The sequence below is a fragment of the Mycolicibacter engbaekii genome, assembly GCF_002101585.1.
Taxonomy (GTDB): Bacteria; Actinomycetota; Actinomycetes; order Mycobacteriales; family Mycobacteriaceae; genus Mycobacterium; species Mycobacterium engbaekii.
Window position 1 is genome coordinate 20,631 of record NZ_LQOT01000034.1, and the last position, 14,863, is coordinate 35,493.

Sequence of the window (14,863 nt, forward strand, 5' to 3'; positions counted from 1 at the left end):
CGCCGGTGCCGCAGGGCCCCGCGGATCAGCCGTCAGAAGGTGGCGGCTGTTTCAGCTTCTTGTCGAACATGCATTGGAAGTCACCGGGAGGACATCCGTACTGGGTCGGGTCCGGCACTTCCTCGCAGATTCCGGCCGTAGTCATGAAACAGCCACTGGCATGGTGGCCACTGGAGATGGGTGTGCCGAGCATCCCCACCGCGACGATGCCGCCCGCCGCGGCGAGGCCCCACGGAATTGCATAACTGATCGCACGGGCTTTTCGGGACATGATTGACCCTTTCTTTTCGACGCGGGACGCCCTTTGACCCGCGTTGCCCGAACGATAACCACCCAAAGCCCGCCCCAAAGACGGAATCACGTCTTTCTTTACGGATGCCAGTGGAGGGATCGGCTGTGGCGGCGCGACGACTACATCGCCTGCAGGACCAGGGGCGGGCCGGGGTCGGGCGACAGCGGGACGTTGTGGCGCTGCAGCAGCCAGCCGGCGATGTTGTGGAACAGCGGTGCCGCCGAGGTGCCGGGCGAGCCGTCCGCGGCGCGGTGGGGGTTGTTCATCATCAGGCCGATGACGTAGCGCGGGTTGTCCGCCGGGGCTATCCCGGCGAAGGTGATCCAGTAGACGTCGTCGTAGTAGCAGCCGCAGGCCGGGTTGATCTGCTGTGCGGTACCGGTCTTTCCGGCGATCTGATAGCCGTCGACCGCGGCCTGCCAACCGGTGCCCTGCTGCACTCCGGTGGGATCGCGCTGCACCACCGAGCGCAGCATGTTGCGCACCGTTACCGCGGTCTGCTCCGAGACCACCCGGATGCCCTCGGGCCGGGGCTCTTCGGCGCGCGAGCCGTCGGGGCCGATGGTGGCCTTGATGATGCGCGGCGGGATGCGCAGGCCGTCGTTGGCGATCGCCTGGTACATCCCGGCCATCTGCAGCAGCGTCATCGACAGCCCCTGGCCGATCGGCAGGTTGGCAAAGGAGCTGCCCGACCATTGGTCCACCGGTGGGACCAGACCGGCGCTCTCACCGGGCAGGGCCACCCCGGTGCGCTGACCCAGGCCGAACTTCTCCACCATGTCGAACCAGCGCTCGGGGCCCACCCGTTGCGCCAGCATCAGAGTGCCGACGTTGGAGGACTTCCCGAAGATTCCGGTCATGGTGTAGGGCGCGACGCCGTGCTCCCAGGCGTCCCGGACGGTGACGTCGGCGACGTTGATCGAGCCGGGCACCTGCAGCACCTCGTCGGGGTGACCGAGCCCGTATTCGATGACCGAGGCGGCCGTGACGACCTTGTTGACCGAGCCCGGCTCGAACGGCGACGACACCGCCCGGTTGCCGAGTTCGCGGTCCTCCTGGCGGCCGATGTCCTGGGACGGGTCGAAGGTGTTGTCGCCGGCCATCGCCAGCACCTCACCGGAGTGCGCGTCGAGCACCACCGCCGTGACGTCGTGGGCGCCGGAGAGGTTCTTGGCCTGCTGCACCTGCTGCTGGACGTAGAACTGGATGTCGTCGTCGATGGTGAGCTGGACCGTCGACCCGTTGACCGCCCGATGGCGGTTGCGGTAACTGCCCGGGATCACCACGCCGTCCGAACCCCGGTCGTAGGTGATCGACCCGTCGGTGCCGGCCAGCACGGCGTCCATCGAGTCCTCCAGGCCCAGCAGGCCGTGGCCGTCCCAGTCGATGCCGCCGATGATGTTGGCGGCCAGGGAACCGCCCGGATACTGCCGCAGATCCTGGCGCTCGCTGCCGACCTCGGGGCATTTCTCGGTGATCACCTCGGCCACCGCGGGGTCGACGGCCCGAGCCAGGTACACGAAGGTTTCGTCGCTGCGCAGCTTCTTGAGCAACGCGGCGGCGTCGGGCTTGTTGCCGAGTCGCTGGGAGACCTCTTTGGCGATCTCCTGCAGGCGCAGTTCGGGATCGGGGGCCGACGGGTCCTTCTTCTTGGCTTCGGCGAGCTGCTTGCGGATCTTGGCCGGCTGGAAGGACAACGCGCGGGCCTCGATGGTGAACGCGAGCTTGTCCCCGGTGCGGTCGATGATGTCGCCGCGCAACGCCTGCTGAACGTCGGTGACCTTGAGTTGCCCGGCGGCCTCGGCCCGCAGCCCGGACGCACGAGGAACCTGCAGGGAGAACAGCTGGGCCGCCGACAACGCCAGCACCAGGAAGATGACCACGTTGCCGACGCGGTGCCGGAAGACGAACGACGCACTGCGCACGCCCAGTTCGGCGGCCGGGCGGGTCCGGCGTTCGTGAGCCGAATGCTCGGTCGCCGGAGCCACTTTGGTGTCCTTGCCGGCTTTGGCGGCCTTGCCTGCTTTGGCGGTGGCCGCACGGCGGGCCTTTCGCTTGCCGGCCGTGGCCGGACCTTCGTCACGACGTGCCGGGCCGCTCCCCCGCGCGGCCCGTTTCACCGCACGACTCCGGTGCTCACCGGGGCCACCACGCGTTCCGGTGCCAGCGCGGGCAGCGGCGGCACCCCCGCCCCGGCCGGCGGTACGACCGTCGGCGCAACCGGGCGCTCCAGCGGCACCACCGTCTCGGGCGGGACCGCTGTGCCGGGCGGCAGCAGCACGGGCGGGACACCGGCGGTCGGGACAGCCGGTGTCGACAGGTGCGGCATCTCCTGCGCGCTGGGCCCGGGCAACGGTCCGCGGACCGGCGTACCGGGCGCGCCGGGCAGGCCCGGAATGGTCAGCGGCGCACCGGGAGTCACCGCAGCAGGCGGGAACCCGCCGCGCAGATGGCGACTGTCCGGCTTGGGCTCGGTGAAGGGCAGCCGTACCGGCACCTCGGCCGGCGGCGCCGTGTCGTCGGGCAACTTGACGTTCAGCGGCGGCGGCGGCGCCCCCTCAGCAGGCTTCGGCACGCCGACGACCACCCAGTTGCCGACCGGGTCCTGAACCAGATGCGCGGTGTCGCGGCTGGGGATCATGCCCAGTTCGCGCGCGGCCTCGGCCAGCGCGGGCGCCGACTCGGCCGTGAGGACGTCGCGCTCGAGTGCTTCCTTCTGCAACAACAGCACCCGGTTGCGCTCCCGGATGTTGCCCAACTCGTAGGAGCGCTCGGCGGCGTCTGTCGAGAGCCACAGCGTGATTCCCAGCCCGATGCCCAGCGCACCGATGACCAGCACCACGAACGGAACCTTGGCCGCCAGGGTGCGGGGCCGCAGGTCGACCGAGGCCAACCGGGCGATGAGCCGTTCCCGCAGCGGTACGCGGACCACCTTGGGGGCTTTGGCCTTTCGCGCCTTGGCGCGGGCCTTGGCCTGCTTGGTGTTCTTCGGCGGAACCGGCCGGGCATCGGGGCGCAGCGATGCTGCCCGCTGCGGGCCGGTGCGCGGTCGCGACTCCCGGCCCGGTGCGGGCGCGGTCCCGCGCTGCCGGCGCGGGCCCCGGGACTGCGCCGCCTCGCCAGCCCGGCGCGCGCCGGTGCGGGGCGTGCCCTCGGGAGCGGGGCCGCGGTCAGCCTGCCGTGCCCCCGCGGTGCGCTTGGTCGCCATCACTTCCCCCTCGATGCCACGATCGGCCCGGACTGCACGCGCTCGACGGCACGTAGCCGCACCGACCCCGCCCGCGGGTTGCGCTCGACCTCATCGGCCTCGGCCCGCTCGGCGCCCCTGGTCAGACTGATGAATTTCGGTTCGTCACCCGGCAATTCGACCGGCAGGCCGACCGGCGTGCGCGACGCCGTCGCCGCGGCGAACAGCTGTTTGACGATGCGGTCCTCCAACGACTGGTAGGCCATCACCGCCACCCGTCCGCCTACCGCCAGCGCGTCCAGCGCCGCCGGGAGCGCGGCCCGCAGCGAGTCCAGCTCGCCGTTGACCGCGATCCGCAACGCCTGAAACGTGCGCTTGGCCGGATGCCCGCCGGTTCGCCGCGCCGGTGCCGGGATCGCCTCGTAGAGCAGCTCCGTCAGTTGCCCGGTCGAGGTGAACGGCGTCTGGGCCCGGCGACGCACGATGAGGGAGGCGATCCGCGCCGCAAAGCGCTCCTCGCCGTACCGGCGCAGAATGTCGGTGAGCGCCGCGGCGTCGTAGGTGTTCACGATGTCGGCGGCGGTCAGGTCGCTGTCCGGGTCCATCCGCATGTCCAACGGCGCGTCCTGGGCGTAGGAGAATCCGCGTTCGGCCCGGTCGAGCTGCATCGAGGACACCCCGAGGTCGAACAACACCGCGTCCACCGATCCGGTGGGGGCCAGTCCCGATTCGGCCAGCGCCGCGGCGATTCCGTCGTAGCGGGTGTGCACCATGGTGAGGCGATCGGAGAATCTGGCCAGCCGCGCGCCCGCGATGGACAGTGCGGTGGTGTCACGGTCGAGCCCGATGACGTGCAGGCCGGGGAACTCGGTGAGAAACCGCTCGGTGTGCCCGCCGGCTCCCAGCGTGGCGTCGACCAGGGTGGCGCCGTCGCCGTCGGCCGACTGCCTGGTCAGGGCTGGCGCCAGCAGCTGCACGCTGCGCTCCAGCAGAACCGGCACGTGTCCGAATTCGCCCTGTTCGGCCACAGCAGCACCTCCCCGTTGCGGCCCGTGAAATGCGCGGTCGGCCGCCCTTGCCTCGAGGTCCCTGCCCGACGGCGCGAACCTGACGTTGGGGAAGTACGTCAGGGTCGGTTCGGACAGAGGCCACGAGGCACGGGCGTGCGCCTCAGATGATGTCGCTGAGTGCTTCATCGCTGGCCGCGGAGAAGTTCTCTTCGTGCAACTGCTGGTAGTCGCTCCAGGCCTGCGCGTCCCAGATCTCCAGGTAGTCGACCGAGCCGATGACCACACACTCCTTGGAAAGGTTCGCGTAGCGGCGGTGGTCGGGCGACAAGGTGATCCGGCCCTGGGCGTCGGGGTGCTGCTCGTCGGTGGCGGCGGCCAGGTTGCGCAGGAAGGCCCGCGCGTCCGGGTTGCTGCGCGAAGCCTTCGCCGCCCGGCGGGCCAACTGCTCGAACTCCGCACGGGGATACACGGCCAGGCTGTGGTCCTGACTCTTGGTGACCATCAACCCTCCTGCCAGCGCATCACGAAACTTCGCGGGCAGTGTCAGCCGCCCCTTGTCGTCGAGCTTGGGCGTGTAGGTGCCGAGGAACATCGGCTACCTCCCGCCCGGTCGTCGTCGTCAGCCCACGATACCCCACATTCCCCCACTCTGCACCATTTCAGGGGTTCGATTCCCCCCTCTGCCCCACCAGTTGCGCCCGGAGGCCAGCCAAACGGGCCCAATCAGCCCCAGAAGGACACGAAAAGGCCAGCTCACGGCAGATGGAGGCAAAGTGGGGCATGGTGGGGCGCACTCCCCACCGCGCCCCACCGGGAGCGCGGGCAGGGCGCGTGCCCCCCAACGAAGAAAGGGCAGCCGATCGGCTGCCCTTTGAGATCTTCGGTGTGTCTAGAAGCCCGGCCTAGGGTTCGAACCGGCGACGGAAACGATCTTCCATCCGGCTGGCGAACGTGCCGCTGGAGCCCTTGACCCGCCGCTGTGCGGCGCCGCCCGCCTTGGCGGTGTCCAGCCCGGGGGCCGCGTGGTTGCCGGTGATGGCGAACACCACCCCGCCGAACATGACCACGAATCCCAGCACGCTCAGGATCAGGAATCCGGGATTGACCGTGGTCGCGTAAATCGGGATACCGGAGACCAGCAGCACCAGACCGATCACGAACAGCGCCATCCCCTGCACCCGTCGACGGGTGGTGGGGGTACGCAGGGCGCCGCCGCGAACACTGGACGCGAATTTGGGGTCCTCGGCGTAGAGAGCGCTCTCGATCTCATCGAGCATGCGCTGCTCATGGTCGGAGAGTGGCATTCGTCCCTCCTTGCCGACGGCCGCTCACATCACTGCCCACGCCTGATGCGGGCATAACACTGATGATACGAGGTGTGCCCGTGCCGTACCACAGGCTTCACCAGCCGATTGTAGCCCCGGTCCGAAGTTGTCGATCCACAACCGCCGTCGCCGCAGGACGAAACCGGATAATAGGAACGCAACCTCGCCGACACGGGAAAGGAACCTGCCCTGTGGTCACCTTCCTGGTCGACATGTCGCCGAGAGAGATGGCAGACCGCCTCGGCGAGGCACTGCACGTCTATGTCACCGCGATGGGCTACCCGCCGGGCACCGAGGGTCAACGGGCCGCCATGTGGCTCGACCACACGCGCCGCACGGGGTGGCGTGCGGTGGCGGCCTTCGACGACGGCGACCCGGGCGAAGCCAACCCGGTAGCCGCCGGCAACGGGCACCCCGGCTCGCCGGCGTCGGTGTCGCGCAGCGCCGAACTGCTGGGGGTGGCGTACGGCTACTGCGGCGCCCCCGACCAGTGGTGGCAGCAGCAGGTGGTGCTGGGTCTGCAGCGCCGCGGCCTGCCCCGGTCGGAGATCATCCGCCTGATGACCAGTTACTTCGAGCTGACCGAACTGCACGTGACGCCGCGGGCGCAGGGTGGCGGCCTGGGCGAGGCCCTGCTGCGGCGCCTGCTGAGCGGACGTCCCGAGGCCAACGTGCTGCTGTCCACCCCGGAGACAAGCGGTGAGAGCAATCGCGCCTGGCGGTTGTACCGCCGGCTGGGCTTCACCGACGTCATGCGCGGGCACCACTTCGCCGGCGATCCCCGACCCTTCGCCATCCTGGGCCGGCCGCTGCCGTTATAGCGGCCCTACCTGCCGCGTCATCACCGCACCGGGCCCCCGGTCTGGCACGATGACCTCGTGCATCTTCGGCGATCGCTTTGGCGGGTCCGCGTTCCAGGCCGGGCCCGACGGTTCGGCACCTACCGCCGGCTGACAGCCCTGGTGGCGCTGCTGTTGATCACGGTTCCCCTGGCCGGATGCGTGCGCATCCGCGCCAGCATCACCGTCTCGCCCGACGACCAGGTCTCCGGCCAGCTGATCGTGGCGGCCAAGCCCCGCAACGACAACGACGCCGGTCCCAAGCTCAGCGCCGACGTGCCGTTCCCCCAAAAAGTCGCGATCTCCAACTACAACCGGGACGGCTACGTCGGCTCCCAGGCGATGTTCTCCGATCTGACGTTCGCCGAACTGCCGCAGCTGGCGGGTATGCATCGCGACGCCGCCGGGGTGGACCTGTCGCTGCGTCGCGCCGGCAATCTGGTGATCCTGGAGGGCCGCGTCGATCTGACCACCCTGGAAGACCCCGAGGCCGACGTCGAGCTGAGCGTGGCGTTCCCGGGCGAGGTGACCTCCACCAACGGCGACCGCCTCGGCGGCGACATGGTGCGCTGGAAACTCAAGCCGGGTGTGGTGAGCACCATGAGCGCCCAGGCCCGCTACACCGACCCCAGCACTCGCTCGTTCGTCCACGCCGCCCTGTGGCTGACCCTGTCGACGTTCGCCGCGGCAGGCCTGGTCGCGCTGATGGCGTGGCAGGGCCGGGACCGCTCACCGCGGTTCCGTTCGCCCGACGACGCCGGCGTCTGAGGCGGCGCCGCTCAGCTCGGCCCGGGTGACCAGTAGTCGAGCATCTGCGCAAAGGTCCGAAACGCCGCCGCCGACACCCCGTAGGTCGCCTCCAGATGGATGCTCAACGGGAAGCCCAGGTCCGCGACGCCGTCGATCACCCGTTTGTACAGATCCAGCATCAGCTTGCGCCGCTGTTCGGGTTCGCTGTCCGAGAGCGTCTTGACGAACGCCTGTTCGGCGGCCACCGCCGGGTTGCCGGGATCTTGAATCAGCCAGTTGATCAGACCGACCCGGTTCTCGACCGTGGGGACAAAGCCGAACGACAACAGGATCTCCGGCCGGGCATCGCTGTGCTTGGCGAACTCGGTGAGGAACGACACGATCGCATCGGAGTACAGCAACTGAGTCAGCGCGAAGGTCGCCCCGCGCTCGCACTTGAAACGGAACCGGCCGAGCTCGTCGGCCCGGGTCGGGATCAGGATCGCGCCGCGGTTGGACACGTCCTCGCGGAACATCGCCAGCGCATCGGTCGGTGGCACTCCCGAGCCCTCGCCGTCGGCCATGGTGCGGGGCACGCCCACGAACACCACGCCCTCGATGCCCGCGGTGGTGAGCTGATGCAGCCGGCTGCGCAGGCCGGCCTCGTCGGAAAACGAGGTGACCTGGGTGCACAACCCGGCCATGCCCGGCAGCTCGGGCCGGATCGCCTGCCAGAAGTCCAGCACGTCGAGCTTGGGCTTCATCTCGATCGGACGGTCGTCCTCCTCGGCGATCATCCCCGGCATCAGAATGTGGCGGATCTTGCCCTGCAGCCCGGTTTCGGCGGCGAACCGCACGACCTTGTGCGCCTCCTCGATCGTCTGCTCGGGACCCCGTTCCACGTTCGGTGGGACAAGTTCGAGTGCGACGGTGTTCAAGGTCACGTGGTAGCTCCTCATGAAAGACGGTCCGCAGACGTCAACAGTGCCACAGGGCGCGGGCCGGCGGTCTTGGCCGCCGTCGGCCGCCACCGGCCTGAGTCCCCCCCGGGCGTGGTGGCACACTCTACGCTGGGCCCAGGCTGGGGGTTCCCGCCCGGGGCAGCGCAGAAAGGGACGCCGAGCTGACATCCAAGGCAACGACTACACCGTCGGCCGCAGCGCTGGCCGGCGCCGTGACCGAACAGCTGCGCACCCACCTGCGCACGCGGCGTACCGAGACAGCTTATATCGGTGACGACTACCAGGACCTGATCACCGGCCTCGAGGACTTCGTGCTCGACGGCGGCAAACGGCTGCGTCCGGCCTTCGCCTACTGGGGCTGGCGCGCCATCACCGGCCGCGACGCCGGCGACCGCGAACTGCTGCTGTTCTCGGCACTGGAACTGCTGCACGCCTGCGCGCTGGTGCACGACGACGTGATCGACGCCTCGGCGACCCGCCGCGGCAATCCGACCACACACCGCAAGTTCGCCGAGCTGCATCGCGCCCGCGGCTGGCGCGGCTCGGCCGACCAGTTCGGGATATCGGCCGCCATCCTGCTCGGCGACCTGGCCCTGGTGTGGGCCGACGACATCGTCGCCGACGCCGATCTGCCCGACGACGCCCGGCGCCGCGTGCGGCGGGTCTGGTCGGACATCCGCACCGAAGTGCTGGGCGGCCAGTACCTCGACATCGCCGCCGAATCCAGCGGCGTGGACTCGATCGCCTCGGCCATGCGCGTCAACACCTACAAGACCGCCTCCTACACGGTGGTGCGCCCCCTGCAACTGGGCGCCGCCGCGGCAGCCGACCGGCCCGATATCCAGACACTGTTCGGCGAGATCGGCACCGACCTGGGCGTGGCGTTCCAGCTGCGCGACGACGTGCTGGGGGTGTTCGGCGATCCGGCGGTGACCGGCAAGCCCTCCGGCGACGACCTGCGCTCGGGCAAGCGCACCGTCCTGCTGGCCGAGGCCGTGGAACTGGCCGACAAGTCGGACCCCGCGGCGGCCGACCGGTTGCGCAGCGCGATCGGCACCGCCCTGACCGATGCGCAGGTCCGCGAACTGTGCGACACCATCGAGGCGGTGGGCGCCCTTGCCGCCGTCGAAGACCGTATTGACCTGCTGATCCGCCGTGCCCTGACCGCGCTGGCGGGCGCACCCATCGACGAGGTCGCCAAAGCCGGACTGACCGACCTGGCTCGCCGGGTAGCCGACCGGTCCGCCTGAAGATCCCGGAGCACCGATGCCCAATCCCACCACCTCACCGGTCCCCAGCGCGCCCAGCGACACCGCGCGCGGTCTTGCGGGCCTGCGGCAGTTCGCCGCGAGCCGGCAGGCAGGCGCCGCGTGGACCGGATGCCTGGGTGCACTGCTGATCACCCTGGGCGGGCTGGGCGCCGGCAGCACCCGGATCCAGGATCCCCTCCTGGACTCCCTGCACCTGTCGTGGCTGCGGTTCGGTCACGGCCTGGTGCTGTCGTCGGTGCTGTTGTGGGCCGGGGTCGCGGTGATGCTCGCGGCCTGGCTCGGCTTGGGCCGGCGGGTGATCGACGGTGCCGTCAGCACCTACACGTTGATCGCCACCACGGGCTTCTGGCTGGCTCCCCTGCTGCTGTCGGTGCCGGTGTTCAGCCGCGACACCTACTCCTACCTGGCCCAAGGCGCCCTGCTGCGCGATGGCTTCGACCCGTACCAAGTGGGGCCGGTGGAAAATCCCAACCCGCTGCTCGACGACGTCAGCCCGATCTGGGCGGCGACGACGGCGCCGTACGGGCCCGCGTTCATCCTGATCGCCAAGCTCGTCACGATGCTGGTGGGCAACAATGTGGTGGCCGGCACCATGGTGCTGCGACTGTGCATGCTGCCCGGGCTGGCGCTGCTGATCTGGGCCGCGCCCCGGGTGGCCGCCCGGGTCGGCGGCAGCGCCCCCGCGGCGCTGTATCTGGCGGTGCTCAACCCGTTGGTGATCATCCACCTGATGGGTGGGGTGCACAACGAGATGCTGATGGTCGGCCTGGTGATGGCGGGTATCGCGCTGACACTGGAGCGCCGGCACCTGGCGGGGATAACGGTGGTGGCACTGGCCGCGGCGGTGAAGGCGACCGCCGCGATCGCCCTGCCGTTTCTGGTGTGGGTCTGGATGCGCCGCCTGCGCGAACAGCGCGGCTACCCGACGCTCCCGGCGTTCGCCACCGCGGCGGCAGCCTCGACAATCAGCGTTGTCGCCGTGTTCACCGTGCTGTCGGCCCTGGCCGGAGTCGGTTTGGGCTGGCTGACCGCACTGCTGGCCGGCAACGTCAAGATCATCAACTGGCTGACCGTGCCCACGGCGGCCGCCAACCTGATCCACGCCATCGGCGGACTGGTCGCCCCCGTCAACTTCTATGCCGTCTTGCACATCACCCGGATCAGCGGGGTCGTGGTGATCGCACTGATCCTGCCGGTGCTGTGGTGGCGAGCGCGGCGTGACGATCGCAGCGCGATCGCCGGCATCGCCTGGGCCATGCTGGTGGTCGTGCTGTTCGTGCCGGCCGCCCTGCCCTGGTACTACACCTGGCCGCTGGCGGTGGCCGCCACCCTGGTGCGCTCACCGACCTCCATCGCCGCGATCGCGGCGGCCTCGACCTGGATCATGGTGATCTTCAAACCCGACGGCTCCCACGGCATGTACACCTGGCTGCACGTGATCGGCGCGACGGGCTGCGCCGTCTACGCCTGGCACCGACTGTCCAAAGCGCCGGCCCAAACGCCTGAGGGCGGCTGAGCTCAGTAGGCCATGGCCTGGGCCCGCCGCATCACCTCGCGGGCCTGGTGGGCGTGCAGCGCATCGATGGGGCGGGCGTTTGCCACCGGTTCCCGCACGCCGTCGCGGGTCAACGACAACGACGCATCCGGGGTGAACAGCCACCGCACGATCTCGGTCTGCTGGTAGCCGCCGTCGTGCAGCAGCGCCAACAGCCCGGGCAGGCTCTTGACCACGTCCCCGTCAGCGGTGAAGAACACCTGCGGAACCAGCAGCACACCGTTTCGCCGCACCGCGACCAGATGGTTGTCGCGCAGGTACTGGTGCACTTTGGTGACCGGCACCCCGAGCATCTCGGCCACCGTCGGCAGGTCGAAAGTCGGTTCGTCGGGATCGAGGACGTCATCGGAGGCCGGAATGCTGCTCACGACACGAGTTTAGAACCGCCGGACCGGCCGCCGACGCACACATACCATTGCCAGGTGACTTCCACCTGGGGCGGCGACAGCTTGGAGGGCACCCTGCTCGACGGGCGGTACCGAGTGGGCGCCCGGATCGCCACCGGCGGCACCTCCACGGTGTACCGCGGCGTGGACGAACGCCTCGACCGCCCGGTCGCGGTGAAGGTGATGGACCTGCGCTACGCCGGCGACCAGCAGTTCCTGGCCCGGTTCCAGCTCGAGGCCCGCGCCGTCGCCCGGCTCAAGGATCCGGGGCTGGTGGCGGTCTACGACCAGGGCTTCGGCACGATTCACGATCCCGGCCAGCCGTTCCTGGTGATGGAGCTCGTCGAGGGCGGCACGCTACGCGAACTGCTCAACGAACGCGGCCCGATGCCGCCGCACGCCGTCGCCGCGGTACTGCGCCCGGTGTTGGGGGCACTGGGGATCGCGCACCAGGCCGGGCTGGTGCACCGCGACGTCAAGCCGGAGAACATCCTGATCTCCGACGACGGCGACGTGAAGATCGTCGACTTCGGCCTGGTGCGCGCCATCGCAGCGGCGGGAATCACCTCCACCAACGTGATTCTGGGCACCGCGGCCTACCTGTCCCCCGAACAGGTCCGCGACGGAAACGCCGGCCCCGCCAGCGACGTCTACAGCGCCGGCGTACTCACCTACGAGCTGTTGACCGGCCACACGCCGTTCGCCGGCGACTCCGCGTTGACGGTGGCCTACCAGCGGCTGGATCACGATGTCCCGCTGCCCAGTTCGGCCATCGACGGCGTGCCCGGCGAATTCGACGACCTGGTCGCCCGGGCCACCGCCCGGGAACCGGAGGACCGCTACCCCGATGGTCTGCAGATGGCCCGCGCGGTAGACCTGCTCACCGAAGCGCTGGCGCTGCCGGCGTTTCGGGTACCCGCCCCGCGTAACTCCGCCCAGCACATCGCGGCCGCGCCCGGGCGCACGCCGCAGCAGCCGGCGCCGCCACGCCACCAGACCCTGCACATGACCCGGGGCCCGCAGGACTGGCCGGAGGAAACCGATCAATCTCAGCTCGTGACAGGGCAATTCGGCGGTGTCGAACTGAGCCGATTCGTGCTGGAGCGCCAGCACGCCCGCCGGATGGTGCTGATCTGGCTGGCCGTGGTGTTCGCGCTGGACGCCGTGGTCGCGGCGGTGGCATGGACGCTGGGCAACAACGTCGGCGCGCTGCTGTAACCCCGGGCCCGCCGACGGCTCAGCCCCGCAGCATCTCCGCGACCAGGAAGGACAACTCCAGCGACTGCTGGGTGTTGAGCCGCGGGTCACACGCCGTCTCGTAGCGACCGCCCAGATCCGAGTCCGAAATGTCTTGGGCGCCACCGAGGCACTCCGTGACGTCCTCCCCGGTGAACTCCAGGTGGATGCCGCCCGGGTGGGTGCCCAGCGCATGATGCACCTCGAAGAAGCCCTGCACCTCGTCGACGATCCGGTCGAAGTGGCGGGTCTTGTGGCCGGTCGACGCCTCATGGGTGTTGCCGTGCATCGGGTCGCACTGCCAGATCACCTGGTGACCGGTGGCCTGGACCTTTTCGATGATGCCCGGAAGCAGATCGCGCACCTTGCTGTTGCCCATCCGGCTGACCAGGGTCAGGCGGCCCGGCTCGTTGTGCGGGTCGAGCCGCTCGACGTACTCCACCGCCAGTTCCGGCGAGGTCGTCGGCCCCAGCTTGATGCCGATCGGGTTGGCGATCACCTCGGCCAGACCGACGTGCGCGCCGTCGAGCTGACGAGTCCGCTCCCCGATCCACAGGTAGTGCGCCGACAGGTCGTAGAGCTTGGGGGCACCGGAGCCGTCAGCGCCGCCCGGGCCCATCCGCAGCATGGCCCGCTCGTAGTCGAGCACCAGGGCCTCGTGGCTGGCGTAGATCTCCGCGGTCTGCAGCTCCCGGTCGGCCACCCCGCACGCCGACATGAACTTCAGCCCGCGGTCGATCTCGCCCGCCAGCGCCTCGTAACGAGCCCCGGCCGGCGACGTGCGGACGAACTCGCGGTTCCAGTCGTGCACCAACTCCAGCGAGGCCAGGCCCGACGACGTCAGCGCCCGCACCAGGTTCATCGCGGCGCTGGCATTGGCGTAGGCCCGCACCAACCGCGACGGGTCGTGCTCACGCACCTCGGCATCGGCGGCCAGGCCGTTCACCATGTCGCCGCGGTAGGACTTCAGGCCCAGCGCGTCGATGTCGGCCGACCGCGGCTTGGCGTACTGACCGGCGATCCGGGCCACCTTGACCACCGGCATGCTGGCCCCGTAGGTGAGCACCACGGCCATCTGCAGCAGGGTGCGGATGTTCGCCTTGATGTGCGGCTCGGTGTTATCGGTGAAGGTCTCGGCGCAGTCGCCGCCCTGCAGCAGGAAGGCCTCCCCGCGGGCGACCTGAGCCAGCAACGCCTTGAGGCGCTCGATCTCGGACGCCACCGTGATAGGCGGCACGCTCTCCAACACCGTGCGCATGGCCTTGGCCTGGTCGGCGGGCCAGCTCGGCTGTTGGACGGCCGGCCGGGCCAGCGCGGCGTCGAGGCGCTCGCGCAGATCCGCGGGCAGCGGCGGCAACGCCGGCAGCTGGTCGATGGGTACGTCAACAGTCCAGTTCACCCGACCATGGTAGCGGGGCGCCGACCCTCCCTGATCAGGCCAGTTCGTCGGCCGCTGTGATCACCTGGAAACGGCGCAGCTGATCGCGGGCGTCCACCAGCGCGTCGTGACTGCCCGCCGACCGAGGTGGCAGCCGCGGCCGGCCCCGGTCCTCCCACAGCTGGCGCAGCTCGTGGGTGAAACGCGGAATCGGCGCCGGCAGGTCGGGCATGGTGCCCCACAGCTGGCAGAGCACCACATGGTCATAGGCGCCGACCCAGGCCCACAACTCGATCGGGTCCCCCCGCTCGACGCCCAGGAACTCCTCCAAGTCGGCGCGGATCCGGCTGCGCGAGCGCCACGCCTTCGAAGCCGGCGACGGCAGCTTCGGCAGCACATGCGAACGCACCCACGGCCCCGCACGATCCGGGTCGAACTCGGTGGAGACCGCGTAGTACTCCCGCCCGTCCTCGGCGACCACGCCGATCGAGATCAACTCGATGGTGCGGCCGTCCTCGATGAACTCGGTGTCGTAGAAATACCTCGTCACCACGGTCCGCCCTGCCGGGGCATCCGCGGGACCACGTATGGCCGGGTGGGCGCCGACGCCTCCGACGCCGGACCGGGCCGGCTCCGGGGCCACGGGGGCGGCGCCGGCCGGGCGGGCGGACGGGCGGCGCCGCCCCCGTGCAG

General features: G+C 70.0%; 15 protein-coding genes. 5 read left to right on the forward strand and 10 right to left on the reverse strand.

Going from position 1 to position 14,863, the window contains the following annotated elements; genetic code table 11:
- Positions 1–25: 25 nt before the first annotated feature.
- The 6 genes from AWC02_RS21615 to AWC02_RS10240 all read right to left on the reverse strand — a co-directional run bounded on the left by AWC02_RS21615 (position 26) and on the right by AWC02_RS10240 (position 5,793).
- Positions 26–271: a hypothetical protein gene (locus AWC02_RS21615; protein WP_133055622.1), complete on the reverse strand. Its 246-nt coding sequence runs from the start codon at positions 269–271 to the stop codon at positions 26–28.
- 140 nt (positions 272–411) lie between these two features.
- A complete protein-coding gene (locus AWC02_RS10220; RefSeq protein WP_085128670.1) occupies positions 412–2,412 on the reverse strand; it encodes a peptidoglycan D,D-transpeptidase FtsI family protein in 2,001 nt (666 codons plus the stop codon).
- Positions 2,409–3,500: a cell division protein FtsL gene (gene ftsL / locus AWC02_RS22550; RefSeq protein ID WP_085128671.1), complete on the reverse strand. Its 1,092-nt coding sequence runs from the start codon at positions 3,498–3,500 to the stop codon at positions 2,409–2,411. The genes AWC02_RS10220 and ftsL overlap by 4 nt, the downstream gene beginning before the upstream one ends.
- The gene (gene rsmH / locus AWC02_RS10230; RefSeq protein ID WP_085128672.1) at positions 3,500–4,675 is read right to left on the reverse strand and encodes a 16S rRNA (cytosine(1402)-N(4))-methyltransferase RsmH; all 1,176 of its coding nucleotides are present in this window, start codon (positions 4,673–4,675) and stop codon (positions 3,500–3,502) included. Before rsmH ends, ftsL begins: the two co-directional genes overlap by 1 nt.
- Positions 4,650–5,081: a division/cell wall cluster transcriptional repressor MraZ gene (mraZ, locus tag AWC02_RS10235; protein ID WP_046316461.1), complete on the reverse strand. Its 432-nt coding sequence runs from the start codon at positions 5,079–5,081 to the stop codon at positions 4,650–4,652. The genes rsmH and mraZ overlap by 26 nt, the downstream gene beginning before the upstream one ends.
- Before the next feature lie 310 nt (positions 5,082–5,391).
- Complete coding sequence (locus tag AWC02_RS10240) at positions 5,392–5,793, reverse strand: DUF3040 domain-containing protein (RefSeq protein WP_085128673.1); 402 nt, start codon at positions 5,791–5,793, stop codon at positions 5,392–5,394.
- A 212-nt stretch (positions 5,794–6,005) separates the two neighbouring features.
- Here AWC02_RS10240 and AWC02_RS10245 point away from each other — a divergent pair, with 212 nt between their 5' ends.
- Together AWC02_RS10245 and AWC02_RS10250 are read left to right on the forward strand one after the other, a co-directional pair.
- Complete coding sequence (locus AWC02_RS10245) at positions 6,006–6,635, forward strand: GNAT family N-acetyltransferase (protein ID WP_085128674.1); 630 nt, start codon at positions 6,006–6,008, stop codon at positions 6,633–6,635.
- Between the two features lie 57 nt (positions 6,636–6,692).
- A complete protein-coding gene (locus tag AWC02_RS10250) occupies positions 6,693–7,421 on the forward strand; it encodes an LppM family (lipo)protein (RefSeq protein ID WP_109560960.1) in 729 nt (242 codons plus the stop codon).
- A gap of 11 nt (positions 7,422–7,432) precedes the next feature.
- Here the strand turns inward: AWC02_RS10250 and AWC02_RS10255 are convergent, their stop codons facing one another.
- A complete protein-coding gene (locus tag AWC02_RS10255) occupies positions 7,433–8,326 on the reverse strand; it encodes a mycobacterial-type methylenetetrahydrofolate reductase (RefSeq protein ID WP_085128676.1) in 894 nt (297 codons plus the stop codon).
- Positions 8,327–8,544: 218 nt separating this feature from the next.
- On the opposite strand from AWC02_RS10255, the gene idsA2 reads away from it, so the two are divergent.
- Positions 8,545–9,594 (forward strand): bifunctional (2E,6E)-farnesyl/geranyl diphosphate synthase, encoded by a 1,050-nt coding sequence (idsA2, locus tag AWC02_RS10260; protein ID WP_207568036.1) that lies wholly within the window; start codon positions 8,545–8,547, stop codon positions 9,592–9,594.
- A 16-nt stretch (positions 9,595–9,610) separates the two neighbouring features.
- Positions 9,611–11,131, forward strand: coding sequence for an alpha-(1->6)-mannopyranosyltransferase A (locus AWC02_RS10265; RefSeq protein WP_085128678.1), 1,521 nt, complete (start codon positions 9,611–9,613; stop codon positions 11,129–11,131).
- 2 nt (positions 11,132–11,133) lie between these two features.
- On the opposite strand, the gene AWC02_RS10270 is transcribed toward AWC02_RS10265, so the two are convergent.
- Positions 11,134–11,538 carry an Rv2175c family DNA-binding protein gene (locus AWC02_RS10270; protein WP_085128679.1) on the reverse strand — a complete coding sequence of 135 codons (405 nt, stop codon included), beginning with the start codon at positions 11,536–11,538 and terminating at the stop codon, positions 11,134–11,136.
- A 54-nt stretch (positions 11,539–11,592) separates the two neighbouring features.
- On the opposite strand from AWC02_RS10270, the gene AWC02_RS10275 reads away from it, so the two are divergent.
- Entirely contained in the window at positions 11,593–12,774 is a 1,182-nt protein-coding gene (locus AWC02_RS10275; RefSeq protein WP_419179233.1) for a protein kinase domain-containing protein, read from the forward strand.
- Positions 12,775–12,793: 19 nt separating this feature from the next.
- Here AWC02_RS10275 and AWC02_RS10280 read toward each other — a convergent pair whose 3' ends face one another.
- Together AWC02_RS10280 and AWC02_RS10285 are read right to left on the reverse strand one after the other, a co-directional pair.
- Complete coding sequence (locus tag AWC02_RS10280; protein ID WP_085128680.1) at positions 12,794–14,191, reverse strand: class II 3-deoxy-7-phosphoheptulonate synthase; 1,398 nt, start codon at positions 14,189–14,191, stop codon at positions 12,794–12,796.
- A gap of 34 nt (positions 14,192–14,225) precedes the next feature.
- Complete coding sequence (locus tag AWC02_RS10285; RefSeq protein ID WP_085128685.1) at positions 14,226–14,720, reverse strand: polyadenylate-specific 3'-exoribonuclease AS; 495 nt, start codon at positions 14,718–14,720, stop codon at positions 14,226–14,228.
- Between the last annotated feature and the right edge of the window lie 143 nt (positions 14,721–14,863).